Here is a 24,679-nt window from a genome sequence, read left to right as displayed (position 1 = left end):
TCATTAAAAAGGATAAATAAAAGTGTATTTTTTTGTTTTTAAAAACATTGTCCGACTATAATAATTTTGTCATTGTTAATTTCAACAAAATGAGTTGATTGAATAGTATATGTTTTTCGTTCAATGGTTTTGAATAATTTATCATAAATAATACGGTCTAAGTAATCTTTTATAATTTGTTCTAAACCTGAATTGTGATACAAAACTTCTTTCAATTCTTTATAATTAATTTCTTTAAAAGAAGATGAGTCGTTATACAAATCGTCATCTTCTTTTATTTCATTTTTTAAAATATTGTATTCTTCCTGTATTAATTTTGTAAACTCTTCAAACGAAAGCTCTAAAACAAAGTCAGTAAATTGATTTTCAATTTGATTGATTCTTCCAAAATTTAGGCCGTCGTTATATGATACGTCATATAAAGGAATAACTTTATTATTTATTTTTATTTTCACTATCTTGGAGTGTCACATGAGTAACCTTCTTTATTTCTTACATAGGCCATAGCATCAAAATCATAACCTGCATATTTAAAACCTACGGTGTAAACTCTAAATTTTCCACATTCTTTAAAAAAGGTTAATTTATATCCTTTTCTGTTTTTGCTAGCAACTCTACCTATCGCCAATTCTTCTGTATCTTCTGCAAATTGCAAATGTTGCGTAGGACCAGCAGCATTCCATTTTTGATATTTATTTTGCCAAGTGACAACATAGGCAGGACCTGATGGACCAACGTTTTCTGTTTTTTTATTAAAGCCATAAAAAAGGATTGCTAATAAAAGGGAACTTGTAATAATAATTATTTTTTTCATTCTTTTCTAGTATGGTGTATTATTTAAAAATTTGTTCAAAATCTTCTTTGTCATTTAATTAATATTAGTTAGATTTTAATAATTTACTATCTTTATAATATTCAGTTCTAACTAATTTGCCAGTTAATTTATCATATATTTTTATGTTTTCTTCGTTTGTGGAATAGTTTTTCGTATTAACACGAATTGTTTCAGGAATGCCTAAACCCCCTTTTTTTTCTTCCGTTTCAGTCCAAATTCCAATTTTTTCTCCTTTTTTAAAAGAACCTTTGTTTAGTATTTTTCCATCTTTATTGAAGTGCTCAAATTCGCCTTCTTCAACACCATTAATAAAATTACCTGAAAACTCTATTTTACCATTTTCAAAGAAATCTAAAAACTGACCGTTTTCTGTACCTTCTGAATAATTTGCAATAGATTTTACTTTGCCACTTTTGTAATACGAGATATGCTCTCCATCTGGTTCATCGTTAAGATAACTGCCTTTGGATTGTGTTTTACCATTTTCATAGTAATAAATTTCTTCACCATTCAATTCATCATTTTTAAAGTTTTCAATTTTTAAAACTTTATTTTCTTTGTATGTTGTCCACTTTCCAGTTTTTTCGTCACTTTTATATGAGCCTTCTTGATAAAGTATTAGATTATTCTTTGAATAACCAAAGTAAATTTTCCACAATCCTTCTTTTTCATTATTGATTTTTTTTCCGATAGAAAATGTTCCTTTTTCAACAATTGTATCATTTTTTATTTCTTGTGCTGAGCTATAAAAAGCTGAAATAAAAATTAGTAAATATGTTATTTTTGCTGTTTTCATATGTTATTTGTTTTAATTAGACTTATATTCATCATTATTCCATTGACCGTTTTTATAAGTTCCATCTTTAGAAATATAGAGTCCTTCTCCACTTTTTTTGTTGTTTATCCAATTTCCAATGTAAGCCTCTAATGAAGGTCCTGGATTGTACATTATAGCTCCAAACCCATAAAATGTTCCATTTTTAAATTCTCCGCAATAAACAGAACCCGAATTAAAATAAAATGAACCAATTCCTTCTAATTGCTTATTTTTCCATGTGCCAAAATAAACTGCTCCATCATCAAATACAAAAATTCCATATCCGTTAACACAATCTCCTGATATACAACCCTTTTTTGACAAATCTATATTCGCTATTCCAGCTACAGCACCTTGAATTTGGTCTTTTACAAAAGTTCCATCTTTAAAATACCCTTTATTTACTTGACCATCTTTAAAAGCAACTCCAATTCCTTGGCTCTTATTCCAATTCCAACTGCCAAAGTATACATATCCATTTGACTTTAGATAAATTCCTATTCCATGATAATATCCTCTTGAAGTTTCTCCAATATAACGGTCACCAGATGTATAGTTAATAATTTGCGCGACACCTTCTAATGCTTTTTCTTTCCAAATACCTTTAAATACTTTTCCTTTTTCGTTAACATATACTCCATAACCATTTTCACAATCACCTTCGATACAACCTGTTTTGGATAAGTCATATTCTAAGTTATAATCATCTGCAGATTGGGCATTTAAATCAATTGTTAAAACAAAACAAACTAATAATAAAAATAATTTTTTCATATTTAATCTTTTTTTAGTTATCTAATTCTGGTTTTTAGGATATTCAAGCATTACTTTTCGTAAAATAAATTCACTTTCTTCGCTAAAATCATCTTCTAAATACTTATTTGCTATTTCAGCTAAATCGTTTTGCGAAATTGAATACTGATTGCATTTTTCTTGAATTTCCTTATCATATACTTGTTTTTTGCCGAGTAAAATTCTGGCTTTATTATCAAGGATTAAACCAATTATACCCAAAAGAGCATAATCAGCTGTTTCGTATTCCTGTAATTTTATTTTATCGTATTCTGAAATTTTCGCATCATTAGCATATAACTTTTTTAGCCATTCCATTACATCAGATTCGGAATTATTTTTAAGAAACGTTTCTATCATAAAATTTATTATAAAGCATTTTATTTCATCTTAAATGCACCGCTATCAATCAATTGCTGCCCGGATTTACCACCAAGGTCAACTACATCTATGCGAATACCTTTGAGTGTATTTGCTATTCCAGTTCCTGTTGCAATTCTTTTATCGATATAATCAACAAGAGTTTCTGGTTTACCATCCACCATTTCAACGGCATTGAAATCAATTTCAAACTCTTCATCATCAAATAAAACATCATCGTATAGATCAATAATTCCCCTAAAAAGTGCATATTTAAAAAAATGCCTTTCTCGACTAGTTGTACTTTTTGGATCTTTGGCACAAATCATTTTGTTTTTATACCGATTTAAAAATCCATAAAACTTTTTATTGAAATCTTTATCGTTTATATCTAGTCCTATTTGATTTGCAATTTTTTCTTTGAATTTTCCTGCATTAAAACCTTCTCTTAATGAAGCTTCAAGATATGCACAAGCAGCACTCGCCGCATTTTTAATTTGCTCAGGTGTGTATTCCTGCACTGGGTTTTGGTATAAGGCTTGCGTAGGATAAAGTGCTATGAACTCTTCTATATATTCTTTTAGTTTACAGCCACAGTCGTTAGGGTTGTTTTCAACAGAGGCAAGCGCTGTTTGTAGGTTTTGTAGAAGTGCGCTATTGTGAAATTGCAACGTATAAGGTTTTTCTTTCAGGTTTATGGCTCTAACAAAAAAGGTAAAGAAAAGTAAAATAAATAGTAATAATACTTGTTTTTTTTTCATATCTGTTTAAAATTTAAGTTAATAATTTTCAAATGCTGTGGTATTATTTCATCTTAAATGCACCGCTATCAATCAATTGCTGACCGGTTTTACCACCAAGGTCAACAACATCCATTCGAATGCCCTTCAATGTATTTGAGCTGGCGTCACCAGAAGCAATTTTTTTGTCAATATAATCAACGAGGGTTTCAGGCTTGCCGTTTACAATTTCTAAAGCGTTAAAATCTATCTCAAACTCTTCATCATCAAATAAAACGTCGTCATAGAGGTCGATTATGCCTCTAAAAATTGCATATTTAAAGATATGCATTTCTCGACTAGTTGTACTTTTTGGATCCTTGGCACAAATCATTTTATTTTTGTTTTGATTTAAAAAATCTGAAAGTATTGAGTTAATGTCCTCATTGTTTGGATTGACTCCGATTTGTGTTGCAATTTCTTCTTTAAGTTTACTAGCATTAAATCCTTTTGTAACAGAATGTTCTAAATAATAACAAGCAGCTTTCGCAGCATTTATAATTTGCTCAGGGGTGTATTCCTGCACTGGGTTTTGGTATAAGGCTTGTGTAGGATAAAGTGCTATAAACTCTTCTATATATTCTTTTAGTTTACAGCCACAGTCGTTAGGGTTGTTTTCAACAGAAGCAAGCGCTGTTTGCAGGTTTTGTAGTAAAATAATGTGCGGTGCTTGGTTTGCTTTCGTGGGTGTAGTTGCTTGCATGCTACTAAAAGTGGCAAGTCCAAGTATAATAAATAAAATTTTAAGTGTTTTCATTGTCTTGATTTTCTAATAATTTATTCTTCAATCCATTCTTTTTGCACATAAGCAGGGTAGGGTAATGCTTCTTGGGTTTTGTATTTGAATTCGCTGCGTTCTTCGCCAGTTAGCCAATCTACCCAACCCCAATTATCGTCTCTTAAACAAGCGAGTTTAATTACATTATTATGATCGTATAATTTGTAATCGTCATACATACAAGAAACCGATTGTTTGGTTTGTTCGCCATAGCTAAATTTAGATAAGTAGAAGCCAATTTTACCATTTTGAGTTACAGCGGTAAATTTTCCATTCCATGAGAAGAATGTTATATCATCGTAGTTTGCAGGAATTAATGTTTTAATTTCCGCGCCCTCTAAATCTTGATACATTCCCCATTTTTTGGTGTTTTTATTTCTGCCTTTAAAAACGCCATCTCCGTTGCCCGAATCAAATAGAATTACATCGCACTCTAGTTGTTTTTTTGCTCTTTTAATTATGGCAATTTCCCAAGGAGAAACATTTTGAAGTGGCACTTCATCAGGTGTTTTGTATATGCAGTCTATAATAATTTCTTGCTCAAACCAATCGGCTAATCCCCAAAGATTATTCTCTTTAACCAGTGTGTAATATGCTTCTTTTTTTTTTATGAGAATTTTAGAAAATTTGCATTCTACTTTATTTGCTGCATTTTCAATTTCATACGGATTTAGAAGTATTCCGTATTTATTTTTGTTTTTTACAATAGCAAAAGGTTTATCGTCAAACCAACCTAAGGAGTCAAATTTGGGTTGAATAATTGTGTTTATTTCGATATTATCTTTATCATATGCAGAAATAGCATACAATCCCCACTTTTTGTTTTTATAAATTTTAGCTACTTCGTCACCTCCAAAATAGCCCCATTCAATTTTTTTTGCTTTCAATTTTTTCAAGATTTCTGTATTGAAATTTTCTTGGCAGAATATAAATCCAGAATACAGAGTCAACAAAAATAAAATTTTGATTTTAAAAGAGTTTGTCATATTTTATTACGTTTTTAATCAATAAACTATATCAAATATAAAAAAAAACAATTTAAATATAAAAAAACAACTTGTCAATAACTTCTCAATAACTTCTCAAATTGATACTTTTAAAATTTCGAGATATATGTTATATTGCACAAAATCCAAATTCTGTCTATGTTAGAGCAAAATCAATATACCGAAGACAATATACGTTCCCTCGATTGGAAAGAACATATTCGTATGCGTCCTGGTATGTATATCGGAAAGCTAGGTGATGGTTCGTCACCAGATGATGGTATTTATATTCTGTTAAAGGAAGTTATGGACAACTGTATCGATGAATTCGTTATGGGTGCAGGTAAAACTATTGAGGTAACAATCAAAGATAAATTGGTAACCGTTCGCGATTATGGTCGAGGCATTCCGTTAGGAAAAGTCGTTGATGTAGTTTCCAAAATGAATACAGGTGGAAAATACGATTCCAAAGCCTTCAAAAAATCCGTAGGTTTAAATGGTGTCGGAACAAAAGCCGTAAATGCACTTTCCAATTATTTCCGAGTAGAATCGGTACGTGATAACCAACAAAAAGCAGCGGAATTCTCTGCCGGAAATCTAACCTTAGAAGAAGACGTTCAAGAAACAACCAAGCGTAAAGGAACCAAAGTTTCGTTTATTGCTGATGAGGCGATTTTCAAGAACTACAAATACCGTAATGAGTACATCATCAAGATGCTCAAAAATTACTGTTATCTAAATACGGGATTAGTCATTTATTACAATGGTGAAAAGTATTTTTCAGATAACGGTTTAAAAGATTTATTAGAAGAAGCCATTCACGAAGACGATATGGTGTATCCAACGATTCATTTGTTGGGCGACGATATCGAAGTGGCTATTACACACAGTAAATCGCAATATTCAGAAGAATATCATTCGTTTGTTAACGGACAAAATACTACGCAAGGAGGAACGCATTTAGGTGCTTTTCGTGAGGCGATTGTAAAAACCATCAAAGAGTTTTACAACAAACCTTTTGAAGCTTCGGATATTCGTAAATCTATTGTTTCCGCTATTGCTGTTAAAGTGGAAGAACCTGTTTTCGAATCGCAAACTAAAACCAAATTAGGTTCTACCGATATTGGTCCGAATGGACCTTCGGTTCGTTCATTTGTAAATGATTTCATCAAAACGAAGTTAGATAATTTTTTACATAAAAATCCAGAAGTTGCCGATGCGTTATTGCGTAAGATTTTACAAGCTGAACGAGAACGTAAAGAACTTTCAGGTATTAGAAAATTAGCCAAAGACCGAGCTAAAAAAGCCAGTCTTCACAATAAAAAATTACGCGATTGTCGTGTGCATTTAACCGATGCTAAAAACCCAAGAAGTTTAGAAAGTACTCTTTTTATTACCGAGGGAGATTCGGCTTCGGGTTCCATTACTAAAAGTCGTGATGTGAATACACAAGCGGTGTTCAGTTTACGTGGTAAGCCTTTGAATTCTTATGGAATGACCAAGAAAATTGTGTATGAAAACGAGGAATTCAATTTATTACAAGCCGCATTAAACATCGAGGAAGACATGGGCGATTTGCGTTACAACAATATCGTAATTGCAACCGATGCCGATGTCGATGGTATGCACATTCGCTTGTTGTTGATTACGTTTTTCTTGCAGTTTTTCCCTGAGTTGATTAAAGACGGCCATTTGTATATTTTACAAACGCCTTTGTTCCGTGTGCGAAATAAAAAAGAAACGATTTATTGCTACAGCGAAGAAGAACGCGTAAACGCCATTGAAAAACTAAAACCAAAACCAGAAATCACACGATTCAAAGGATTAGGAGAAATTTCGCCAGATGAGTTCAAGCATTTCATCGGTCAAGACATTCGATTAGATCCAGTCATGTTAGATAAAGCCACTTCAATTGAAACCTTGTTAGAGTTTTACATGGGTAAAAACACCCCTGACCGACAAGAGTTTATTATCAATAATTTGAAAGTAGAGTTGGATGTAGTGGAGAAAAATTAGTGTTCAGTGTTCAGTTTATAGTGAGCAGTGATTTTGAATTTAAAAAAGTATACTGAAAATAATTCAGCATAAAAATGAAAGACGAAGAAGAAGATAACATTATTCCAAACGAAGACGAAAATTTCGAGAACCAAGACCAATCCACTAACGAGGAAGGTTTTGACGATATTCGTGTTTCAACGGGACATCATTTTTACGAAAACAACGAAAACCCAGAAGACACCATTACCAAAGTTACAGGAATGTACAAAGATTGGTTTTTGGACTATGCTTCGTATGTAATTCTAGAACGTGCAGTTCCTGCGATTGAAGATGGGTTTAAACCCGTGCAACGTCGTATTATGCACTCCATGAAAGAGTTAGATGACGGTCGTTACAATAAAGTGGCGAATATCGTGGGTCACACCATGCAGTATCACCCTCACGGAGATGCGAGTATTGGCGATGCCATGGTGCAAATTGGACAAAAAGACCTAATCATCGACATGCAAGGAAACTGGGGAAATATCTTAACAGGAGATAGTGCCGCAGCTTCCCGTTACATCGAAGCCCGAATTTCAAAATTTGGTCACGATGTGTTGTATTCGCCAAAAATTACCGAATGGGGAATGTCATACGATGGTCGTCGTGCCGAACCAATTAATCTTCCGGTAAAGTTTCCTTTGTTGTTAGCGCAAGGAGCAGAAGGTATTGCCGTAGGTTTATCGACCAAAGTGTTACCTCACAATTTTAACGAATTAATAGATTCTTCTATAAAAATATTAAAAGGGAAACCTTTTACCTTATTTCCTGATTTTCCAACCGCAGGTATTGCTGATGTTTCCAATTATAATGATGGATTACGTGGTGGACGTGTGCGTGTGCGTGCAAAAATCGGTCAATTAGACAAACAAACTTTGGTGATTACCCAAATTCCGTTTTCAACCAATACGTCAACATTGATTGATAGTATTTTGAAAGCCAACGAAAAAGGGAAAATCAAAATCAAGAAAATTGAAGACAATACAGCTGCTGAGGTTGAAATTTTAATTCATTTGCCGGCAGGTGTTTCTCCAGATAAAATGATTGATGCTTTGTATGCTTTTACAGCTTGTGAAACATCAGTTGCTCCATTAGGATGTGTAATTGAGAATAACAAACCATTGTTTATTGGGGTTTCGGATATGCTGAAGATTTCGACCAATAGAACGGTTGATTTGCTAAAACGCGAATTAGAAATTCAGTTAGACGAATTAGAAAATAAATGGCATTTCTCTACGTTAGAAAAGATTTTCATTCGTGAGGAAATGTACATCGACTTCAAATTGTATTCCGACAGAGAATCGTTGTATAAATATATGTATGACCGATTTGAGCCGTTTTTAAAATCATTTGTTCGTGAAATTAACGATGATGATTTGCAAAAATTGACGCAAATTCCAATGATTCGTATCACGCGTTTCGACTCGGATAAAGCGGATGAAGCGATTTCGAAATTGGAAGCCGAAATGGAACAAGTGAAGTATCATTTGGATCATATTATTGATTATACCATTGATTTCTTCCAAAAACTAAAAGACAAATACGGAAAAGGGCGCGAACGTCAAACCGAATTAAGAAGTTTTGATACTATTGAAGCTACAAAAGTGGTTTTACGAAACACAAAACTTTATGTAAATCGTGAAGAAGGTTTCTTTGGAACCGGTTTAAAGAAAGACGAATACGTTGCTGATTGTTCAGATATTGATGATGTAATTGTTTTCCTTCGCGATGGAAAAATGATGGTGGCAAAAGTAGATGATAAAAAATTCGTTGGAAAAGATATTATTCACATCGCGGTTTTTGATAAAAACGACAAACGAACCATTTACAACATGATGTATCGTGATGGTAAAAACGGTTCGACTTTCATCAAACGTTTCAATGTTTCAGGTGTGACTCGTGATAAATTTTACGATTTAACACAAGAAAAGCCAGGTTCAATGGTGTCGTATTTTTCAGCGAATCCAAATGGAGAAGCAGAAGTAGTTACGATTTTATTACGTCAAGTAGGAAGCGTGAAAAAACTGAAATGGGATGTCGATTTCTCGGATATTGCAATCAAAGGAAGAGCTTCACGTGGAAATACTGTAACCAAATATCCAATCAAAAAAATCGAGTTAAAAGAGAAAGGAATTTCAACTTTGCGACCAAGAAAAGTTTGGTTTGATGATACTGTACAACGCTTAAACGTAGATGGAAGAGGTGAGTTGTTAGGCGAATTCCGTCCAAATGATCGCTTGTTGATTGTAAATCAATCCGGAAAATTGAAAACCATTATTCCAGAATTGACAACACATTTCGACGAAGACATGATTGTGTTGGAAAAATGGAATCCAAATAAACCTGTTTCGTGTATTTATTATTGTGGCGACAAAGACCGTTATTTTGTAAAACGTTTCTTGGTTGAAAACGAAAATAAAGAGGAAATTTTCATCACCGAACACGAAAAATCGCAATTAGAAATTGTTTCTACTGATTGGCGTCCAGTTGCTGAAGTCATTTTTGCCAAAGTAAAAGGAGTTCAGAAAGAAAATCAAACAATTGATTTAGAACAATTTATTGCGGTTAAAGGAATCAAGGCTTTGGGTAACCAATTAACTACAGATAAACTGAAACAAATCAATTTATTAGATCCGTTGCCTTACGAAGAAGTGTTGGATGAACCTGAAGCTATAAATTCTTCACAATCGGAGGAATCGGATGGTGTAGATATTCAAGACTTTAATATAGAGTTAGACGATGATGGTCAAATCACGTTGAGCTTAGATTAATAAGTGATAATAAAAAAAATGTCCCTAAATTTTAGGGACATTTTTTATAATTAATTTTTCTTACGCATTTTCATATTGATGAATTCTACAGCTAAAGAGAACGCAATTGCAAAGTACAAATATCCTTTTGGAACAGCACCAACATGTTGCCCAGCTAATTCAGCATGAGATAAGTGCATACTTTCGGTAATTAGCATGAATCCGATTAAGATTAAGAAAGCTAATCCTAAAATTTGGATAGATGGATTGGCATTAACGAAATTTCCAACAGGGACAGCAAATAACATCATGACTCCTACAGAAATTACTACTGCTGTAATCATAATTACTAATGCACCTTCTATGCCGTTTGTCATACCTACGGCAGTTAAGATACTATCTACAGAGAAAATGATATCAATTAATAAAATTTGACCAATCACACTTGCAAATGATTTGGTTGCCGTAGTTTTCATTTCTTTTTCTTCTTCGCCTTTGTGGTCAACTTTTTCGTGAATTTCTTTGGTGCTTTTATAAATTAAAAACAATCCTCCAAGTAGTAATATCAATGCTTGACCAGTAATTTCAGCAGAGAACCAACCAAAATCAAAGCTAAACCATGGCGCTTTCATAGCAATTAAAATTGTAATTCCAAAAAGTAAGGCTATTCGCATGAACATGGCTAAAAATAATCCAATTCGGGTTGCTCTTTTACGTTTTTCTTGAGGTAATTTTCCGGTAACAATTGAAATAAAAATGATGTTATCGATACCTAAAATGATTTCTAAAAAAGTTAAAGTTAAAAGTGCTATCCAAGCATCTGGGTTTAAGAAAACTTCCATTTATGTTATAGTTTAAAACTTGTTATACGTTATTAATTTTGTTTTGTTACAGTACCACGTTGCTTTTTTGAATCGCCAACAAATGAATATTCAAAAGTGTATGAGTTTCCGTTTGTTGTCAAAATTTTCATTTGAACCGCTTTTTTCTCTTCCCTGTTTTTTGGATGTACGTTTTGCATTATATATTCGCAATCGTTCGTCCATCGTACTTTAAAAGTATCTATTTTACCTTCGTATGTTTCTATCTGAATCGAATCGTTTCGCTCAAAAGTACTGGTATATTTTTTACCTTCAATTTCAGTTTTTGAAGTAAATTTACCGGTTTTAAAATCAGTACAATTTCGTTCTTGATTGTAGCAAGAAGTTAGCAAAGTGATTAGTAAAAAACTGCAAATAGAATATTGTAAGTTGAATTTCATATTTGATTTTTGATATTGAATTTGTTATTGCCCTTGTTTATCTCCATCAAACATACTTTTTACCAAAGTTGTAATTCCTTTAAAAATTAAAAGCATAGCAGCTAATGCAATTATGATTCCTAATCCTAAAACATAAGGATACAATGGGCTTTCTTGGTTTTTAAAAGCACTATTTATAATTATTGGCCCAAGAAATAATAAAGGCAAAGCGCCTGAAAGGTATTTTACTCCTTTTGCTAATATGTTTTTATCGGTTGCCATTAGAAATTGATTCGAAGTCCAACACCATTAGAATTATTTACAATATTTAATTCAAAATTATCGCCTAATGTTTTTTGTTGTTCTTGTAAACCGCTATTATATGTATCAATACTTTTCTCAATCATTTTCTTTCTTCCAGATAAAATAGGGATTGAAACTGCCATTAATCCAACACCAGCATATGTAATTGCTGAAGGATATTTTTTATTCTCAGATGTTAATCCCATTACTAAATCGGCAACAGTTCCTCCAATTCCTAATCCTAAAATAAAGCCTCCAAGCGATTCTTTAGTTTTTGCCTTTTTGAATAAATGCAACGCTTTTAAATCGGTTTTCATGATATTTTTGGTTTCAAATGAAGATAATTGCTCTCCATCTTGAAAGATTTTGCCGTTTGTATACTCTAATTTTTGAGCAAAAGATATTGAAAAACCTAATATTGCTACGATTAAAAAGAATTGTTTCATGATGTTTTTATTTGTTGTTATTATAAAATTCTACTGCATTTCTAACACTTCCATGTGTGGTTAATAATTGATTGGCTTCTTCATAACTTACTGGAATTTCCTCCATTATCATTCTCGTGCCTCTATCAATTAATTTGGTGTTGCTCAATTGCATATCGACCATTTTGTTGCCTTTTACTTTGCCTAATTGAATCATAGTTGCAGTCGAAATCATATTCAAAACCAACTTCTGAGCCGTTCCAGCTTTCATGCGTGAACTTCCTGTTACAAATTCAGGTCCAACTACCACATCTATCGGAAATTGTGCTGTTTTTGATAAAGGACTTTTGGCATTGCAACTTATACTTCCGGTGCTGATGTTATTTTGATTGCACATTTCCAATCCACCAATTACATAAGGTGTCGTTCCTGAAGCTGCAATTCCAACAACTATATCATTTTCATTGATGTTCCAATGTTGTAAATCTTTCCAAGCTTGTTCTCTGTCGTCTTCGGCAAATTCTACTGCTTTTCTAATCGCAGTATCACCACCAGCAATAATTCCAATAACCAAATCAAACGGAACTCCAAACGTAGGCGGACATTCTGAAGCATCTACAATTCCTAAACGTCCTGAAGTTCCTGCTCCAATGTAAAACAAACGACCACCTTGTTTCATTTTCGAAACGATTTCAGTCACTAATTTTTCAATTTGTGGCAATGCTTTTTCTACAGCTAACGGAACTGTTTTGTCTTCGTTGTTGATATTCGTCAACAAATCAGTAACCGACATTTTTTCTAAATGTTCGTATTTGGAAGCTTGTTCAGTGGTTTTGGTAAAGTTCATGTTTTATAGTTACAAAGTAGCTAAGTTACAAAGTTATTTTCAAATGTTTTGAATTGGTCAACGATTAATGAGAATGTCCCATTTCAATAATGTAAGCCAAAACAAAACCAAAGACAATCATGGTAATTTTTGCTAAATTGAATTTGTGACCTTCGTTGCTTTCAAAAATGATAGTAGACGAAATGTGAAATAAAATCCCAACTACCACAGCCGAAATTTCTTTAGAGTAATGTTGGGCAAAATGCATTTTTTCCGCTAATAAAGTTCCAAGCGGTGTCATTAATGCGAAGGAAAACATAAAAGCAAAAATCATCATTTTATTCATCTTCGCATTGACGAAAAATAAAGTCAAAATAATTGCGATAGGGAAGTGGTGAACCGCAATTCCGTAGGCTAAATTGTTGTTTTCGTGAATTGGAAAACCTTCTAACAAGGCGTGAATACACAAACTAATAAACAACAACCACGGAATGTGATGCAATTCGTTATGTTCATCGGTGTGTACGTGAACGTGACCATGTTCAGCACCTTTTGAGAAAAATTCCAATAAGATTTGGAACAAAATACCAATCATGATAAATACACCAACCGGTAATGTGGCATGCGCTTCTTCTCCTTCGTGATTGTGATTATGTCCTTCGCTAAATAATTCGGGAAGTAAGTGTAAAACAGTAAGCGAAAGTAAAAACGCACCACTAAATGCCAACAATAACTTGATGTTTTTTTTCTTTTGAGGTTTTAAAAACAAAGCGATTAAAAACCCTAAAATAACGGCTGAAAAGGTGATGATATATTGCATTATTTAAAAATCATAATTAAACGTTCAGATTGTGTTTTAAAGAATTTTCGCAATTTATAATCGCCAAAAATATCCAAAAGATAAATGCCAGCTTCTTCCATCATTTTTTCAAAATCTTCTAAACGAAGTGCTTGCACTTTTTCGGTGAAATGAAACTTTTCACCTTTATCTTCAAAATCAATTTCTTTATAAATATGTCCGTCTTTCAAATAACGTTTGATGTGAAAATCAATCCCGTCTACCGATTTTACTTCATCTGCAACCAAATTTTCCAAAACATAATCCACATTCATAAAATCGATTACTGCAAAACCTGTTTCAGTTAAACTATTGTGAATGGCTTTGATGGTTTTGTAATTGTCGGCATCGTCTTCAAAATAACCAAAACTGGTGAATAAATTGAAAATAGCATCGTACTTTTCGTTACACGTTTCGCGCATATCGTGCACTTTGAAATGCAGTTTTTCATTCGCAAATTCAGATGCTTCTTTAATACTGTTTTCAGATAAATCAGCACCAGTAACATCAAAACCTAACGAATTTAAGTAAATCGCATGACGACCTTTTCCACAAGCTAAATCTAAGATTTTAGCGTCTTCTGGAAGGTTTAAATAATGCGTCAAATTATCCATTAACAATTGCGCTTCTTCGTCGTTGCGTTCCTTATATAAAATGTGATAATATTCGGTATCAAACCAAGATTCGAACCAATTTTCCGATACAGGCTTTTGAATTTCTGACATTTATTCTTTTTCTGGCAAATTAATCTTGCAAATTTAATGTATTTTTGCAAAAGAATACCTTAATTATTGCTATTGCAATTGTTTTTTGCAATTGAACTTGAAATTTAAGAATGGAAAATTATAAAATGACTGCCAAAACCTTCTTTGGTTTTGAAGAAATATTAGCTAGAGAATTGCAAATTCTTGGCGCACAACAAGTGGAAATCGGTACACGTGTGGTGAGTTTTAAAGGCGATAAAGGATTTATGTACAAAGCCAATTTGGCGCTTCGTACGGCTTTAAAAATCTTAAAACCTATCAAAACCTTTAAAGCGCATAACGACAAAGCCTTGTATGAAGGTATTAGAGCGATTGATTGGTCGGATTATTTGACTGAACACAATACGTTTTTAGTAGATACTACGTTGCATTCTGAAAACTTCAATCACAGTCAGTTTGTGGCTTTGAAAACCAAAGATGCGATTGTGGATCAATTTAGAGATTTGAACGGAAAGCGTCCAAGTATTGATAAAGATTTTCCAGATTTACAAATTCATGTGCATATTGATAGAGATAATGTGACGGTTTCCTTAGATTCTTCGGGTGCTTCGTTGCATCATAGAGGTTATCGTACGGCTACGAATATTGCTCCAATAAACGAAGTTTTAGCAGCAGGAATGTTGATTTTATCGGGTTGGGAAGGGAAAAGCCATTTCCTAGACCCAATGTGTGGTTCAGGAACTATTTTGGCAGAAGCTGCAATGATTGCTTGTAACGTACCAGCGAATATTAATCGTAAGGAATTTGGTTTTGAAAAATGGAAAGATTGGGATGCGGAATTATTTGATAATATTATGGAATCGTTATTAAAGAAAACACGCGAATTTCATTATACGATTACAGGCTATGACAAAGCGCCAAGTGCGGTTGCTAAAGCAAAAGACAATGTTAGAAACGCCAATTTAGACGAATATATTACGATTACCAACGAAAACTTCTTCGATTCTAAAAAAGAAACCGAAGGACCATTATACATGGTATTCAATCCGCCTTATGGTGAGCGTTTGGATATAGATATGGAGCGTTTTTACAGAGAAATTGGTGACACTTTAAAACAAAATTATCCAAATACCAACGCTTGGTTCATCACAGCCAATTTAGAAGCTTTGAAATTCGTAGGCTTAAAACCAAGTAGAAAAATTAAACTTTTCAATGGAAAGCTTGAAGCACGTTTGGTGAAATACGAAATGTACGAAGGCAGTAAGAAAGGAAAGTATATGAATACTGAAGAGTAACATTTTTTGTCATTCTGAACTCGTTTCAGCTTCTTTAGATAGATTCTGAAACGAGTTCAGAATGACAGATACGTTTTCGATTCAACAATTTATCGATTTAACAATTAAACATTATAAACAATGAGCAAAAAAGTAAAATCATTCTTATATAACTTCTTAGGATTTGTCGTGATTTATTTACCAACATTATATTTGGTAGATGAATTTACGCATTTGAATGGACTTTGGATACCAATGACCGCTTTTATGGTAGCTTTAATTTTAGCTCCTAAGTTCCAAGCGATTAAAACCCACAACGGTGAAAAAATCTACATGAAGTGGTTTTTTATTAAAGGTGTGAAAGAAATTGAATAGTAAAAAAAACTAATAAGGGAAGTGATTTTATTTGTTTTTAATAAAAAATTAAATTTTAATACCAGGAGGCAAAAGCTCTCGATATTTTCTGTTTTTTCTAAAGAAACTTATGAACTTTGCGTGCGTTGGCACCACTTTTAGTTTTCGTTCTTCAGCTAGTTCTAGTACGGTTTTAATAAATTCATGATGCAACTCTTCATCTTCATTATTGTTATTGCAAAATTTGGTTAAAAACAGTTTGCGTTCTTGTACAGAGTACTCAATTGCAACCAAACCAGTTTCTGTAATAATTTCAAATTGTCTTAAAAGTTCATTATCTTTGATTTCCATGAAAACTTCAATTAGAGTGCAAATTTACGAAACTTTTTTAATATAATGGTAATGAGTAAGATTCCAGTTTATTTCATGCCAGGTTTGGCGGCAAGTCCAACAATTTTTGAAAACATAAAATTACCAGAAGACCAATTTGAAATGCATTTTTTGGAATGGTTTTTGCCCAATGATAAAGAAAGTATCGAAAGTTACGCGCTCCGAATGACTGAGAAAATTCAAGATGAAAATCCGGTTTTAGTTGGAGTTTCTTTTGGTGGTGTTTTAGTTCAGGAAATGGCAAAGCATATTAAAACGCGAAAAGTAATCATTATTTCAAGCGTTAAATCAAATACCGAATTTCCTCCTCGTTTTAAAGTCGCGAAGACGACAAAAGCGTATAAGTTAATTCCAACCCAACTCTTGGCAGATATTGAAAAATTGGTTAAATATGCATTTGGTGATAATATTGTAGCCAAACGATTGAAGTTATATGAAAAATATCTATCGGTTCGAGATAAGAAATATTTAGATTGGGCAATTGAGACTATATTGTGTTGGAAACAAAAAGAGGTAAACGAAACCGTAATTCATATTCATGGTGATGCAGATGAAGTTTTTCCAATAAAACACATTCTAAACTGTATTGTGATTAAAGGCGGAACACATATTATGATAATTAATAAGTTCAAGTGGTTGAACGAAAAATTGCCTAAATTAATTCTAAACGAATAAAGATGAAAAAGTATATGACGAAGAAGGGCGTAATTATTGGAATGGTTGCTGCATTGGCAAGTTTCCTTATTTATGGAGTAGTTTCAGATAAAGCAAAGTTTTCTCCTGTAGGATATAATTTGAAAATGGATTTTTCTGGAGAGGAGGTACCAACATTCATTGCTGATGTTCAGGAGCGTTTGGATAAAGAAATGATTACCAATATGAATTATCATACCAATACTACTTTGGTTATCAAACGTGCGAATAAAGTTTTTCCTATTATTGAACCTATTTTAACAAAATATGGAATTCCCGATGATTTTAAATATTTGGCAGTAATTGAAAGTAGTCTGGTAAATGCTGTTTCGCCCGCTGGAGCAAGAGGGGTTTGGCAATTTATGCCTGCAACTGCAAAAGAAATTGGTATGGAGGTTCGCGCTGATGTAGACGAGCGTTATCATTTGGAAAAATCTACTGAAGCAGCTTGTAAATATTTATTAAGTGCTAAAGAAAAATTTGGTTCTTGGACATTAGCTGCAGCTTCTTATAATGGTGGAATGGCAGGAATTAGTAATAAAATGAAAGAACAACAAGTAGATAATTACTATGATTTATTGCTTACAGAAGAAACTTCGCGTTATGTTTTCCGAATTTTAGCTCTGAAAGAAATTATGAAAAATTCAGATAAATACGGATTTAAAATCCCTAATGAAGCGTTATATTACGCTATTCCAACTAAAAAAATTGTAATTGATACAACAATAACTGATTTAGCAAAATTTGCCAAAACACAAGGTGTGAATTATAAGATTTTAAAAATTCACAATCCTTGGTTGCGAGATAAAAAATTAACGGTTACAACAGGTAAAAAATATGAAATCGAAATCCCAACTTCAGGATATAACAAACAATAAGCGCCCAATGGATATTCAAGTAGTTCTATCTTTAGTATTAATAGGTGTTTTAGCAGGAATCTTAAGCGGATTGGTTGGAGTAGGAGGCGGTGTAGTTATGGTGCCTTTGTTGGTTTTACTTTTAGGATTTAATCAACATCAAGCACAGGGAACTAGTTTAGCGGTTTTAGTCGTTCCTGTTACAGCAGTTGCGGTTTATACTTACTATAAAGAAGGTCACATAGATTGGCGTTATGCTGCAATTATTGCAGTATTTTTTGTAATTGGTGGTTTTTTTGGAAGTAAAATAGCTATTGGATTAGATCAAAAAATGTTAAAGAAAATATTTGGTGTTATCTTGCTTTTGATCGCTGGAAAAATGCTTTTAGAAAAATAAAAAATCCACATAGAAAGTCAGTTGTATTGTAATTAAAGGATGAGACTATGAAAACATTGTAATGTCTCTAAACTGTTTTCTATGTGGAAGAAAATAAAATTATTAATGCGTAGCTAATCTTGTTTCGTTTAAACTATTGGCAACCAATAATGAATTTATGTCTGTATTCAAAGCTGTCAAACAATTATCAAATGAACTTTTAAAATCTATTTTATACAATGGTTTTGAGCTTCTTTTTTTAATAGAAACTACGGTTTTTGTAGCATCTAAATAATAAGATGTTGGAAATCCTAGTGTTTTTTTTAATAGTTTTATGGCTAATTGATCTTTGGTATAGCATTCATGAGCATAGCAAACTTCAATTTGATTATTAAATTTTTGAGCTATCTTTTTCATATTTTGCTTTTTATCCCAAAAAATAACAACAATTTTAATTTTTCCTTTATAGTCTTGTGCCATTTTATTCAATGCCGAAATTTCTCCTTTTTCAATAACACACCATGAGGCATAAGTAAAAATTAAACTTGGAATTTTAATTGAACTCAATTGTAATCTCTTTTTTCCAATTCTTTTAAACGAAAAATCATCGAATTTTGTTCCAATTAATGTATTAGAAACTAATGAGTCATATAGAAATGTAGCTTTTGAGTATTCTTTTTTTGAATAAGCTTTGTTGCTATAGCTAATATATTGTTTAATATTTTTTTTAATAGCTGTTGAGAATGTAACAATAGAATCTTTTGTTGCAAAACAACTCAAAGAATAAAATATTAATAGCGGAAGTAAGTATAATTTTTTCATAGCTTTTATATTTTTCCAACATAAAGTTATGAAATCTAATTAGTTAACTATTTAAAACTCGTTCAAAAGCACAAAATACTCGTTAAATCAACAAAAAAAGCACCTTTTAAGGTGCTTTTGTGTGTTGAAAATGAAATAGTTACATTTTTTTCATTTGTTCTTTCATCATTTTAATCTGATCTTTTAGCATATTTTGCTTGTCTAATTTTTTGGCTTCATTCAATAAATTAGTAGCTTCAATTTTTCTTCTACGTGTCATTGCAATTCCTGCTAATTGTAATTTTGCCAAAGCTAAATCTTGATCCATTGATAATCCTAATGAAATAGCTTTTTTGAAATATTTTTCAGCTTCGTTTAAATTTGTTTGCGAAACCATTAATCCGTGAAGGTAATTAAAATAACCCTGTTGTTTTTGTACTAAAGCAGCTTCAGGGTTTTTAATGTAAGACAACCATTTTTGTGCGCCAGGGAAATCTTGTTTTCTTAATTTTAAAAACGCCAATAAAATAAACTCATTTTTAAAGTATAAGAAAATAAAAATAGTAGAGAATAACAACAAAAAGATACCATTTCCGATATTACTTTCTGTAAATTGATAAATTCCAAATGCTATAATTAAAGCGGCAAGAACTAATTTGATATTTTTATGAAACATTATAGTGTATATTTGTTGACTGCAAAGATAATAAAATGAATTAAAAATATTTTTAAAAAAGTACTTGCGAATGAAAAAAGTCTTTGTATATTTGCACTCGGTTTTCAGGATAGGAAACCTATGAGTTTTAAAAAAGATTTTTATTTATAGATTTTAAAAGATACTACAATGAGTAAGAGAACGTTTCAACCATCAAAAAGAAAAAGAAGAAATAAGCACGGTTTCATGGATAGAATGGCTTCTGCTAATGGAAGAAAAGTGCTTGCTCGTAGAAGAGCTAAAGGAAGACATAAGTTAACTGTTTCTTGCGAACCAAGACACAAAAAATAATGTTTTAGCTTAAAACAATATATCAGCCGTTACTTTTATTAGTAGCGGCTTTTTTTTAAACTGTTTATAAAATTTGAATAAGTTTTGATGTTCAATTTAATGCAACTCTTTGGAAATTAGTAATTTTATAATCGAAATATAACTACAACCCACAACAACACCCGAGGCGCGCCGAACTGAATGGAGCGTAGCGGAATTAAAACAACAAAAAATGCCTAAAGACACAACAATCAAATCGGTATTAATTATTGGATCAGGACCTATTGTTATTGGTCAAGCTTGCGAATTTGACTACGCAGGTTCTCAATCGGCTCGTTCACTTCGTGAAGAAGGAATTGAAGTTATCTTAATTAACTCGAATCCTGCAACCATCATGACCGACCCATCAATGGCCGATCATGTTTACTTAAAACCGCTTACTACAAAATCAATCATCGAAATCTTAAAAGCACATCCGCAAATTGATGCTGTTTTACCAACAATGGGAGGTCAAACTGCACTTAATTTAGCGATTGAAGCAGATGAAAAAGGAATTTGGAAAGATTTTGGAGTGCGTTTAATTGGTGTAGATATCAATGCCATCAATATTACCGAAGATAGAGAACAATTCAAAAATCTATTAAATAAAATCGGAATTCCGCAAGCACCTGCTAAAACGGCTAATTCTTTCTTACAAGGAAAAGAAATAGCTCAGGAATTTGGTTTTCCATTAGTAATCCGTCCTTCGTTTACTTTAGGAGGAACTGGAGCAGCAATTGTTTACAAAAAAGAAGATTTTGACGGTGCCTTAACCTATGGTTTAGAAGCATCACCAATTCACGAAGTATTGATTGACAAGGCTTTAATGGGTTGGAAAGAATATGAGTTGGAATTATTACGCGATAGTAATGACAACGTGGTTATTATCTGTACGATTGAAAATATGGACCCAATGGGAATTCATACTGGTGATTCGATTACAGTTGCGCCAGCTATGACATTATCAGATACCACATTCCAAAAAATGCGTGATATGGCGATTTTAATGATGCGCTCTATCGGAAATTTTGCTGGAGGTTGTAACGTTCAATTTGCCGTTTCACCTGATGATAAAGAAGATATTGTAGCGATTGAAATCAATCCTCGTGTATCGCGTTCTTCGGCATTAGCGTCAAAAGCTACGGGTTACCCAATTGCTAAAATCGCATCGAAATTAGCTTTAGGATACAACTTAGATGAGTTACAAAATCAAATTACAAAATCAACTTCGGCTTTATTTGAACCAACGTTAGATTATGTAATCGTAAAAATACCAAGATGGAACTTCGACAAATTTGAAGGTTCAGACCGTACGTTAGGACTTCAAATGAAATCGGTAGGGGAAGTAATGGGAATTGGACGTTCGTTCCAAGAAGCGCTTCATAAGGCTACTCAGTCGTTAGAAATCAAACGCAACGGGTTAGGTGCAGATGGAAAAGGTTATAAAAACTACGAACAAATTATCGAAAAATTAACTTTCGCGAGTTGGGACCGTGTTTTCGTAATCTATGATGCAATTGCAATGGGAATTCCATTAAGCAGAATTCATGAGATTACTAAAATAGACATGTGGTTCTTAAAGCAATATGAAGAATTATTTCACTTAGAAAGAGAAATTTCGAATTATAAAGTTGATACGTTACCAAGAGAATTGCTTTTAGAAGCAAAACAAAAAGGCTACGGTGACCGTCAAATTGCTCATATGATGGGTTGTTTGGAAAGTCAAGTTCACAAATTGCGTGAAGAGCAAAATATCAAACGTGTTTATAAATTAGTAGATACGTGTGCGGCAGAATTTAAAGCAGTTACACCTTATTTCTACTCGACTTTTGAAGCCGAAATTGAAAAAGCAGACGGAACTAAATACGTTCACAACGAAAGTATAGTTACTGATAAGAAAAAAGTAGTAGTTTTAGGTTCGGGACCAAATAGAATTGGACAAGGAATTGAATTCGACTATTCTTGTGTTCATGGGGTTTTAGCTGCTAAAGAATGTGGTTATGAGACTATCATGATTAACTGTAATCCAGAAACGGTTTCTACCGATTTTGATACGGCAGACAAATTATATTTCGAACCTGTTTTTTGGGAGCATATTTACGACATTATCCAACACGAAAAACCAGAAGGTGTAATTGTTCAGTTGGGTGGACAAACAGCTTTAAAATTAGCTGAAAAATTAGCCAAATACGGAATCAAAATTTTAGGAACTTCATTCGATGCTTTGGATTTAGCGGAAGATAGAGGACGTTTCTCAGATTTGTTAACCAAATTAAACATTCCATTTCCTAAGTTTGGAATTGCAGAAAGTGCGGAAGAAGCTTCGGTATTAGCAGATTCGTTAGACTTCCCATTATTAGTTCGTCCTTCGTATGTATTAGGTGGACAAGGAATGAAAATCGTAATCAACAAACAAGAATTAGAAGAACACGTAATTGATTTATTAAAATCGATTCCAGGAAATAAATTACTGTTAGACCATTATTTAGATGGCGCTATCGAAGCAGAAGCAGACGCCATTTGTGATGCTGATGGAAATGTGTACATCATAGGAATTATGGAGCACATTGAGCCTTGTGGAGTACACTCGGGTGATAGTAATGCGACTTTGCCACCATTTAACTTGGGTGAATTTGTAATGCAACAAATTAAAGACCACACGGAAAAAATCGCAAGAGCTCTACAAACAGTAGGTTTAATCAATATTCAGTTTGCGATAAAAGACGATACAGTTTATATTATTGAAGCCAATCCAAGAGCTTCTCGTACGGTGCCGTTTATTGCAAAAGCATATGGCGAACCGTATGTAAATTATGCCACAAAAGTAATGTTAGGTCACAATAAAGTAACCGATTTTGATTTCAATCCACAATTAAAAGGATATGCGATTAAGCAACCGGTATTCTCTTTCAGTAAATTTCCAAATGTAAACAAAGCATTAGGACCAGAAATGAAATCAACCGGAGAAAGCATCTTATTCATAGACGATTTAAAAGACGATCAATTCTATGATTTGTATGCTCGAAGAAAAATGTACTTAACAAAGTAATATGCCATCCAATTTTACAAAAACTAACATGGCTGTACCTAATAATGAAGGATAGATATCTTGTTTTTGAGTCGTCCTAAAATAGGTTGACAAATTTTACAATAAATTAATTAAAACCAGTGACGTTAACTTCACTGGTTTTTTCGTATACAAAGTTAGGTGTTTTCATATTTAAACTAAAATGAGGTCTTTTAGTGTTGTCTCGTCCTGAAAAAAGTTGACTAAATATTACTTAATATGTCAACAAAAAAGAAAATTTCAAAAATTCCGAGTACCCCACAAATTTATAACGAAGCATTTAAACGTCAAGTTGTAAGTGAATTTGAAAGGGGTTTATTCACAAAAGCCGAGCTTCGAAGACGCTACACTATTTTAGGTAGTAGTTGTATACCAAGATGGAAAAAAAAATATGGTAAATTTACCTATGAAGATAAATTAACTATTGGTCGTCCTATGAAAGATCCTCAACAACAGTGTATAAAAGAGTTAGAAGCTCAATTGGCAAAAAAAGAAGAATAATTAAAAGTATTCAAACGATTTATTGAAATAACCGAACGTGAACTTAAAGTTGATATTGTAAAAAAGTCTGGTTCTAAGCAGTCGAAGAAATAAATGTAAATAGTTCATTAACTACTTATGAGTTATGCGAACTATTTGGATACACAAAACAAGCATTTTACAAGCGAAAGTCAAAGGTAAAAGGACCTAAATACAATTCAGAATTATTACGAAGTTTAGTAGTTAATATTCGTAAGCAATTACCCCGAACAGGTGGTAAAAAACTTCATGTAATGTTACAGGATGAATTTATAAAATATGATATATCAATTGGTCGAGATAATTTTTTAGATTTTTTAAAATTGGAATATTTACAAGTTCCTAAAGTTCGAAGATATTACAAAACAACAAACTCAAGACATTGGATGAATCGCTATCCAAATTTAATTAGCAATTTAGTACTTAACAGATCTGAGCAAGTTTGGGTTGCTGATATAACTTATTTACGAACAAAAGAGAAAACATATTATTTGCATTTACTCACAGATGCTTGTTCCAAGAAAATTGTTGGTTATCAACTATCAGATAATTTAATGAGTTCAACTACAGTAAAAGCTTTAGAAATGGCTTTTATTGACAGAAAAACTAAAAATCAACTCATTCACCATTCTGATAGAGGTTTACAATATTGCAGTAACGAGTATACCGATTTGTTAAAGAAAAACAATATTAGAATACATATATCAATTAATATGATAACTCCAAACCAAGCACATCAACAAAAAACAATCCATTTAAAACAATGGAAAAAAATAAATCGTAACAGAATTAATTCTGTTACGATTTAACTATATTTGAATTATTAACGAGTCAACCTTTTATAGGACAACTCA

27 protein-coding genes and 1 pseudogene are annotated in these 24,679 nt (G+C 32.5%); 10 read left to right on the top strand and 18 right to left on the bottom strand.

Annotated features, from left to right (window positions below; translation table 11 throughout):
• Positions 1-38: 38 nt before the first annotated feature.
• The 8 genes from GFJ94_RS03195 to GFJ94_RS03160 all read right to left on the bottom strand — a co-directional run bounded on the left by GFJ94_RS03195 (position 39) and on the right by GFJ94_RS03160 (position 5,248).
• Positions 39-455, bottom strand: coding sequence for a hypothetical protein (locus GFJ94_RS03195; protein ID WP_153200148.1), 417 nt, complete (start codon positions 453-455; stop codon positions 39-41).
• Positions 455-814, bottom strand: a complete 360-nt coding sequence (locus tag GFJ94_RS03190) for a hypothetical protein (RefSeq protein WP_153200147.1) — start codon at positions 812-814, stop codon at positions 455-457. The genes GFJ94_RS03195 and GFJ94_RS03190 overlap by 1 nt, the downstream gene beginning before the upstream one ends.
• A gap of 64 nt (positions 815-878) precedes the next feature.
• Entirely contained in the window at positions 879-1,631 is a 753-nt protein-coding gene (locus GFJ94_RS03185; protein WP_153200146.1) for a toxin-antitoxin system YwqK family antitoxin, read from the bottom strand.
• Between the two features lie 12 nt (positions 1,632-1,643).
• Positions 1,644-2,426, bottom strand: a complete 783-nt coding sequence (locus GFJ94_RS03180) for a hypothetical protein (RefSeq protein ID WP_153200145.1) — start codon at positions 2,424-2,426, stop codon at positions 1,644-1,646.
• 21 nt (positions 2,427-2,447) lie between these two features.
• Positions 2,448-2,804, bottom strand: a complete 357-nt coding sequence (locus GFJ94_RS03175) for a hypothetical protein (RefSeq protein ID WP_153200144.1) — start codon at positions 2,802-2,804, stop codon at positions 2,448-2,450.
• A gap of 20 nt (positions 2,805-2,824) precedes the next feature.
• On the bottom strand, positions 2,825-3,565 hold the full coding sequence (locus GFJ94_RS03170) for a hypothetical protein (RefSeq protein ID WP_153200143.1): 741 nt from the start codon (positions 3,563-3,565) through the stop codon (positions 2,825-2,827).
• Positions 3,566-3,608: 43 nt separating this feature from the next.
• Complete coding sequence (locus GFJ94_RS03165; RefSeq protein WP_153200142.1) at positions 3,609-4,340, bottom strand: hypothetical protein; 732 nt, start codon at positions 4,338-4,340, stop codon at positions 3,609-3,611.
• Positions 4,341-4,360: 20 nt separating this feature from the next.
• Positions 4,361-5,248, bottom strand: coding sequence for a WG repeat-containing protein (locus GFJ94_RS03160; protein WP_238989429.1), 888 nt, complete (start codon positions 5,246-5,248; stop codon positions 4,361-4,363).
• A 258-nt stretch (positions 5,249-5,506) separates the two neighbouring features.
• Between GFJ94_RS03160 and GFJ94_RS03155 the strand changes: the two genes are divergently transcribed.
• Both GFJ94_RS03155 and GFJ94_RS03150 read left to right on the top strand, forming a co-directional pair.
• The gene (locus GFJ94_RS03155) at positions 5,507-7,363 is read left to right on the top strand and encodes a DNA topoisomerase IV subunit B (protein ID WP_153200140.1); all 1,857 of its coding nucleotides are present in this window, start codon (positions 5,507-5,509) and stop codon (positions 7,361-7,363) included.
• A 74-nt stretch (positions 7,364-7,437) separates the two neighbouring features.
• Positions 7,438-10,155 (top strand): DNA gyrase/topoisomerase IV subunit A, encoded by a 2,718-nt coding sequence (locus GFJ94_RS03150; RefSeq protein WP_153200139.1) that lies wholly within the window; start codon positions 7,438-7,440, stop codon positions 10,153-10,155.
• 50 nt (positions 10,156-10,205) lie between these two features.
• Here GFJ94_RS03150 and GFJ94_RS03145 read toward each other — a convergent pair whose 3' ends face one another.
• The 7 genes from GFJ94_RS03145 to GFJ94_RS03115 all read right to left on the bottom strand — a co-directional run bounded on the left by GFJ94_RS03145 (position 10,206) and on the right by GFJ94_RS03115 (position 14,491).
• Positions 10,206-10,976: a TerC family protein gene (locus GFJ94_RS03145; RefSeq protein ID WP_153200138.1), complete on the bottom strand. Its 771-nt coding sequence runs from the start codon at positions 10,974-10,976 to the stop codon at positions 10,206-10,208.
• A 32-nt stretch (positions 10,977-11,008) separates the two neighbouring features.
• The gene (locus GFJ94_RS03140; protein ID WP_153200137.1) at positions 11,009-11,395 is read right to left on the bottom strand and encodes a DNA topoisomerase IV; all 387 of its coding nucleotides are present in this window, start codon (positions 11,393-11,395) and stop codon (positions 11,009-11,011) included.
• A gap of 24 nt (positions 11,396-11,419) precedes the next feature.
• Positions 11,420-11,656, bottom strand: coding sequence for a DUF6095 family protein (locus GFJ94_RS03135; protein WP_153200136.1), 237 nt, complete (start codon positions 11,654-11,656; stop codon positions 11,420-11,422).
• Complete coding sequence (locus GFJ94_RS03130) at positions 11,656-12,123, bottom strand: hypothetical protein (RefSeq protein WP_153200135.1); 468 nt, start codon at positions 12,121-12,123, stop codon at positions 11,656-11,658. The genes GFJ94_RS03135 and GFJ94_RS03130 overlap by 1 nt, the downstream gene beginning before the upstream one ends.
• A 7-nt stretch (positions 12,124-12,130) precedes the next feature.
• A complete protein-coding gene (gene murQ / locus GFJ94_RS03125; protein ID WP_153200134.1) occupies positions 12,131-12,949 on the bottom strand; it encodes an N-acetylmuramic acid 6-phosphate etherase in 819 nt (272 codons plus the stop codon).
• A gap of 64 nt (positions 12,950-13,013) precedes the next feature.
• Positions 13,014-13,748, bottom strand: a complete 735-nt coding sequence (locus tag GFJ94_RS03120) for a ZIP family metal transporter (protein WP_153200133.1) — start codon at positions 13,746-13,748, stop codon at positions 13,014-13,016.
• On the bottom strand, positions 13,748-14,491 hold the full coding sequence (locus GFJ94_RS03115; RefSeq protein ID WP_153200132.1) for a cyclopropane-fatty-acyl-phospholipid synthase family protein: 744 nt from the start codon (positions 14,489-14,491) through the stop codon (positions 13,748-13,750). The genes GFJ94_RS03120 and GFJ94_RS03115 overlap by 1 nt, the downstream gene beginning before the upstream one ends.
• A gap of 110 nt (positions 14,492-14,601) precedes the next feature.
• Here GFJ94_RS03115 and GFJ94_RS03110 point away from each other — a divergent pair, with 110 nt between their 5' ends.
• Both GFJ94_RS03110 and GFJ94_RS03105 read left to right on the top strand, forming a co-directional pair.
• Positions 14,602-15,765, top strand: a complete 1,164-nt coding sequence (locus GFJ94_RS03110; protein WP_153200131.1) for a class I SAM-dependent RNA methyltransferase — start codon at positions 14,602-14,604, stop codon at positions 15,763-15,765.
• Between the two features lie 120 nt (positions 15,766-15,885).
• Positions 15,886-16,119, top strand: coding sequence for a hypothetical protein (locus tag GFJ94_RS03105; protein ID WP_153200130.1), 234 nt, complete (start codon positions 15,886-15,888; stop codon positions 16,117-16,119).
• 48 nt (positions 16,120-16,167) lie between these two features.
• Here GFJ94_RS03105 and GFJ94_RS03100 read toward each other — a convergent pair whose 3' ends face one another.
• Positions 16,168-16,449 (bottom strand): GNAT family N-acetyltransferase, encoded by a 282-nt coding sequence (locus GFJ94_RS03100; RefSeq protein WP_153200129.1) that lies wholly within the window; start codon positions 16,447-16,449, stop codon positions 16,168-16,170.
• A 51-nt stretch (positions 16,450-16,500) separates the two neighbouring features.
• On the opposite strand from GFJ94_RS03100, the gene GFJ94_RS03095 reads away from it, so the two are divergent.
• Genes GFJ94_RS03095 through GFJ94_RS03085 form a run of 3 tightly spaced genes read left to right on the top strand, consistent with a single transcriptional unit; the run spans position 16,501 to position 18,435 of the window.
• Complete coding sequence (locus GFJ94_RS03095; RefSeq protein WP_203228640.1) at positions 16,501-17,163, top strand: alpha/beta fold hydrolase; 663 nt, start codon at positions 16,501-16,503, stop codon at positions 17,161-17,163.
• 2 nt (positions 17,164-17,165) lie between these two features.
• Positions 17,166-18,059, top strand: a complete 894-nt coding sequence (locus GFJ94_RS03090) for a lytic transglycosylase domain-containing protein (protein ID WP_153200127.1) — start codon at positions 17,166-17,168, stop codon at positions 18,057-18,059.
• A gap of 7 nt (positions 18,060-18,066) precedes the next feature.
• The gene (locus tag GFJ94_RS03085; protein WP_153200209.1) at positions 18,067-18,435 is read left to right on the top strand and encodes a sulfite exporter TauE/SafE family protein; all 369 of its coding nucleotides are present in this window, start codon (positions 18,067-18,069) and stop codon (positions 18,433-18,435) included.
• 102 nt (positions 18,436-18,537) lie between these two features.
• On the opposite strand, the gene GFJ94_RS03080 is transcribed toward GFJ94_RS03085, so the two are convergent.
• Together GFJ94_RS03080 and GFJ94_RS03075 are read right to left on the bottom strand one after the other, a co-directional pair.
• Positions 18,538-19,236, bottom strand: coding sequence for a redoxin domain-containing protein (locus GFJ94_RS03080; RefSeq protein WP_153200126.1), 699 nt, complete (start codon positions 19,234-19,236; stop codon positions 18,538-18,540).
• 139 nt (positions 19,237-19,375) lie between these two features.
• Positions 19,376-19,891: a DUF2892 domain-containing protein gene (locus GFJ94_RS03075; protein ID WP_153200125.1), complete on the bottom strand. Its 516-nt coding sequence runs from the start codon at positions 19,889-19,891 to the stop codon at positions 19,376-19,378.
• Between the two features lie 168 nt (positions 19,892-20,059).
• Between GFJ94_RS03075 and rpmH the strand changes: the two genes are divergently transcribed.
• From rpmH to GFJ94_RS03060, 3 genes and pseudogenes are all read left to right on the top strand, one after another.
• A complete protein-coding gene (gene rpmH / locus GFJ94_RS03070) occupies positions 20,060-20,221 on the top strand; it encodes a 50S ribosomal protein L34 (protein ID WP_007136275.1) in 162 nt (53 codons plus the stop codon).
• A gap of 211 nt (positions 20,222-20,432) precedes the next feature.
• Positions 20,433-23,288 (top strand): carbamoyl-phosphate synthase large subunit, encoded by a 2,856-nt coding sequence (gene carB, locus GFJ94_RS03065; protein ID WP_153200124.1) that lies wholly within the window; start codon positions 20,433-20,435, stop codon positions 23,286-23,288.
• Between the two features lie 237 nt (positions 23,289-23,525).
• Positions 23,526-24,634: pseudogene (locus GFJ94_RS03060) on the top strand (IS3 family transposase).
• Positions 24,635-24,679 lie beyond the last annotated feature (45 nt).

The sequence above is a fragment of the Flavobacterium sp. LMO8 genome, from assembly GCF_009495755.1.
Classification (GTDB): domain Bacteria; phylum Bacteroidota; class Bacteroidia; order Flavobacteriales; family Flavobacteriaceae; genus Flavobacterium.
The sequence above is the reverse complement of the archived record's forward strand: the minus strand, read 5'-3'. Positions and strand labels throughout refer to the sequence as shown.

What these genes read in the sequence shown, in the direction of transcription:
- GFJ94_RS03190 (WP_153200147.1), bottom strand. Translation starts at nt 814, where the DNA reads ATGAAAAAAATAATTATTATTACAAGTTCCCTTTTATTAGCAATCCTT.
- GFJ94_RS03185 (WP_153200146.1), bottom strand. Translation starts at nt 1,631, where the DNA reads ATGAAAACAGCAAAAATAACATATTTACTAATTTTTATTTCAGCTTTT.
- GFJ94_RS03180 (WP_153200145.1), bottom strand. Translation starts at nt 2,426, where the DNA reads ATGAAAAAATTATTTTTATTATTAGTTTGTTTTGTTTTAACAATTGAT.
- GFJ94_RS03175 (WP_153200144.1), bottom strand. Translation starts at nt 2,804, where the DNA reads ATGATAGAAACGTTTCTTAAAAATAATTCCGAATCTGATGTAATGGAA.
- GFJ94_RS03170 (WP_153200143.1), bottom strand. Translation starts at nt 3,565, where the DNA reads ATGAAAAAAAAACAAGTATTATTACTATTTATTTTACTTTTCTTTACC.
- GFJ94_RS03165 (WP_153200142.1), bottom strand. Translation starts at nt 4,340, where the DNA reads ATGAAAACACTTAAAATTTTATTTATTATACTTGGACTTGCCACTTTT.
- GFJ94_RS03155 (WP_153200140.1), top strand. Translation starts at nt 5,507, where the DNA reads ATGTTAGAGCAAAATCAATATACCGAAGACAATATACGTTCCCTCGAT.
- GFJ94_RS03150 (WP_153200139.1), top strand. Translation starts at nt 7,438, where the DNA reads ATGAAAGACGAAGAAGAAGATAACATTATTCCAAACGAAGACGAAAAT.
- GFJ94_RS03145 (WP_153200138.1), bottom strand. Translation starts at nt 10,976, where the DNA reads ATGGAAGTTTTCTTAAACCCAGATGCTTGGATAGCACTTTTAACTTTA.
- GFJ94_RS03140 (WP_153200137.1), bottom strand. Translation starts at nt 11,395, where the DNA reads ATGAAATTCAACTTACAATATTCTATTTGCAGTTTTTTACTAATCACT.
- GFJ94_RS03135 (WP_153200136.1), bottom strand. Translation starts at nt 11,656, where the DNA reads ATGGCAACCGATAAAAACATATTAGCAAAAGGAGTAAAATACCTTTCA.
- GFJ94_RS03130 (WP_153200135.1), bottom strand. Translation starts at nt 12,123, where the DNA reads ATGAAACAATTCTTTTTAATCGTAGCAATATTAGGTTTTTCAATATCT.
- murQ (WP_153200134.1), bottom strand. Translation starts at nt 12,949, where the DNA reads ATGAACTTTACCAAAACCACTGAACAAGCTTCCAAATACGAACATTTA.
- GFJ94_RS03120 (WP_153200133.1), bottom strand. Translation starts at nt 13,748, where the DNA reads ATGCAATATATCATCACCTTTTCAGCCGTTATTTTAGGGTTTTTAATC.
- GFJ94_RS03115 (WP_153200132.1), bottom strand. Translation starts at nt 14,491, where the DNA reads ATGTCAGAAATTCAAAAGCCTGTATCGGAAAATTGGTTCGAATCTTGG.
- GFJ94_RS03110 (WP_153200131.1), top strand. Translation starts at nt 14,602, where the DNA reads ATGGAAAATTATAAAATGACTGCCAAAACCTTCTTTGGTTTTGAAGAA.
- GFJ94_RS03105 (WP_153200130.1), top strand. Translation starts at nt 15,886, where the DNA reads ATGAGCAAAAAAGTAAAATCATTCTTATATAACTTCTTAGGATTTGTC.
- GFJ94_RS03100 (WP_153200129.1), bottom strand. Translation starts at nt 16,449, where the DNA reads ATGGAAATCAAAGATAATGAACTTTTAAGACAATTTGAAATTATTACA.
- GFJ94_RS03095 (WP_203228640.1), top strand. Translation starts at nt 16,501, where the DNA reads ATGAGTAAGATTCCAGTTTATTTCATGCCAGGTTTGGCGGCAAGTCCA.
- GFJ94_RS03090 (WP_153200127.1), top strand. Translation starts at nt 17,166, where the DNA reads ATGAAAAAGTATATGACGAAGAAGGGCGTAATTATTGGAATGGTTGCT.
- GFJ94_RS03085 (WP_153200209.1), top strand. Translation starts at nt 18,067, where the DNA reads ATGGATATTCAAGTAGTTCTATCTTTAGTATTAATAGGTGTTTTAGCA.
- GFJ94_RS03080 (WP_153200126.1), bottom strand. Translation starts at nt 19,236, where the DNA reads ATGAAAAAATTATACTTACTTCCGCTATTAATATTTTATTCTTTGAGT.
- GFJ94_RS03075 (WP_153200125.1), bottom strand. Translation starts at nt 19,891, where the DNA reads ATGTTTCATAAAAATATCAAATTAGTTCTTGCCGCTTTAATTATAGCA.
- rpmH (WP_007136275.1), top strand. Translation starts at nt 20,060, where the DNA reads ATGAGTAAGAGAACGTTTCAACCATCAAAAAGAAAAAGAAGAAATAAG.
- carB (WP_153200124.1), top strand. Translation starts at nt 20,433, where the DNA reads ATGCCTAAAGACACAACAATCAAATCGGTATTAATTATTGGATCAGGA.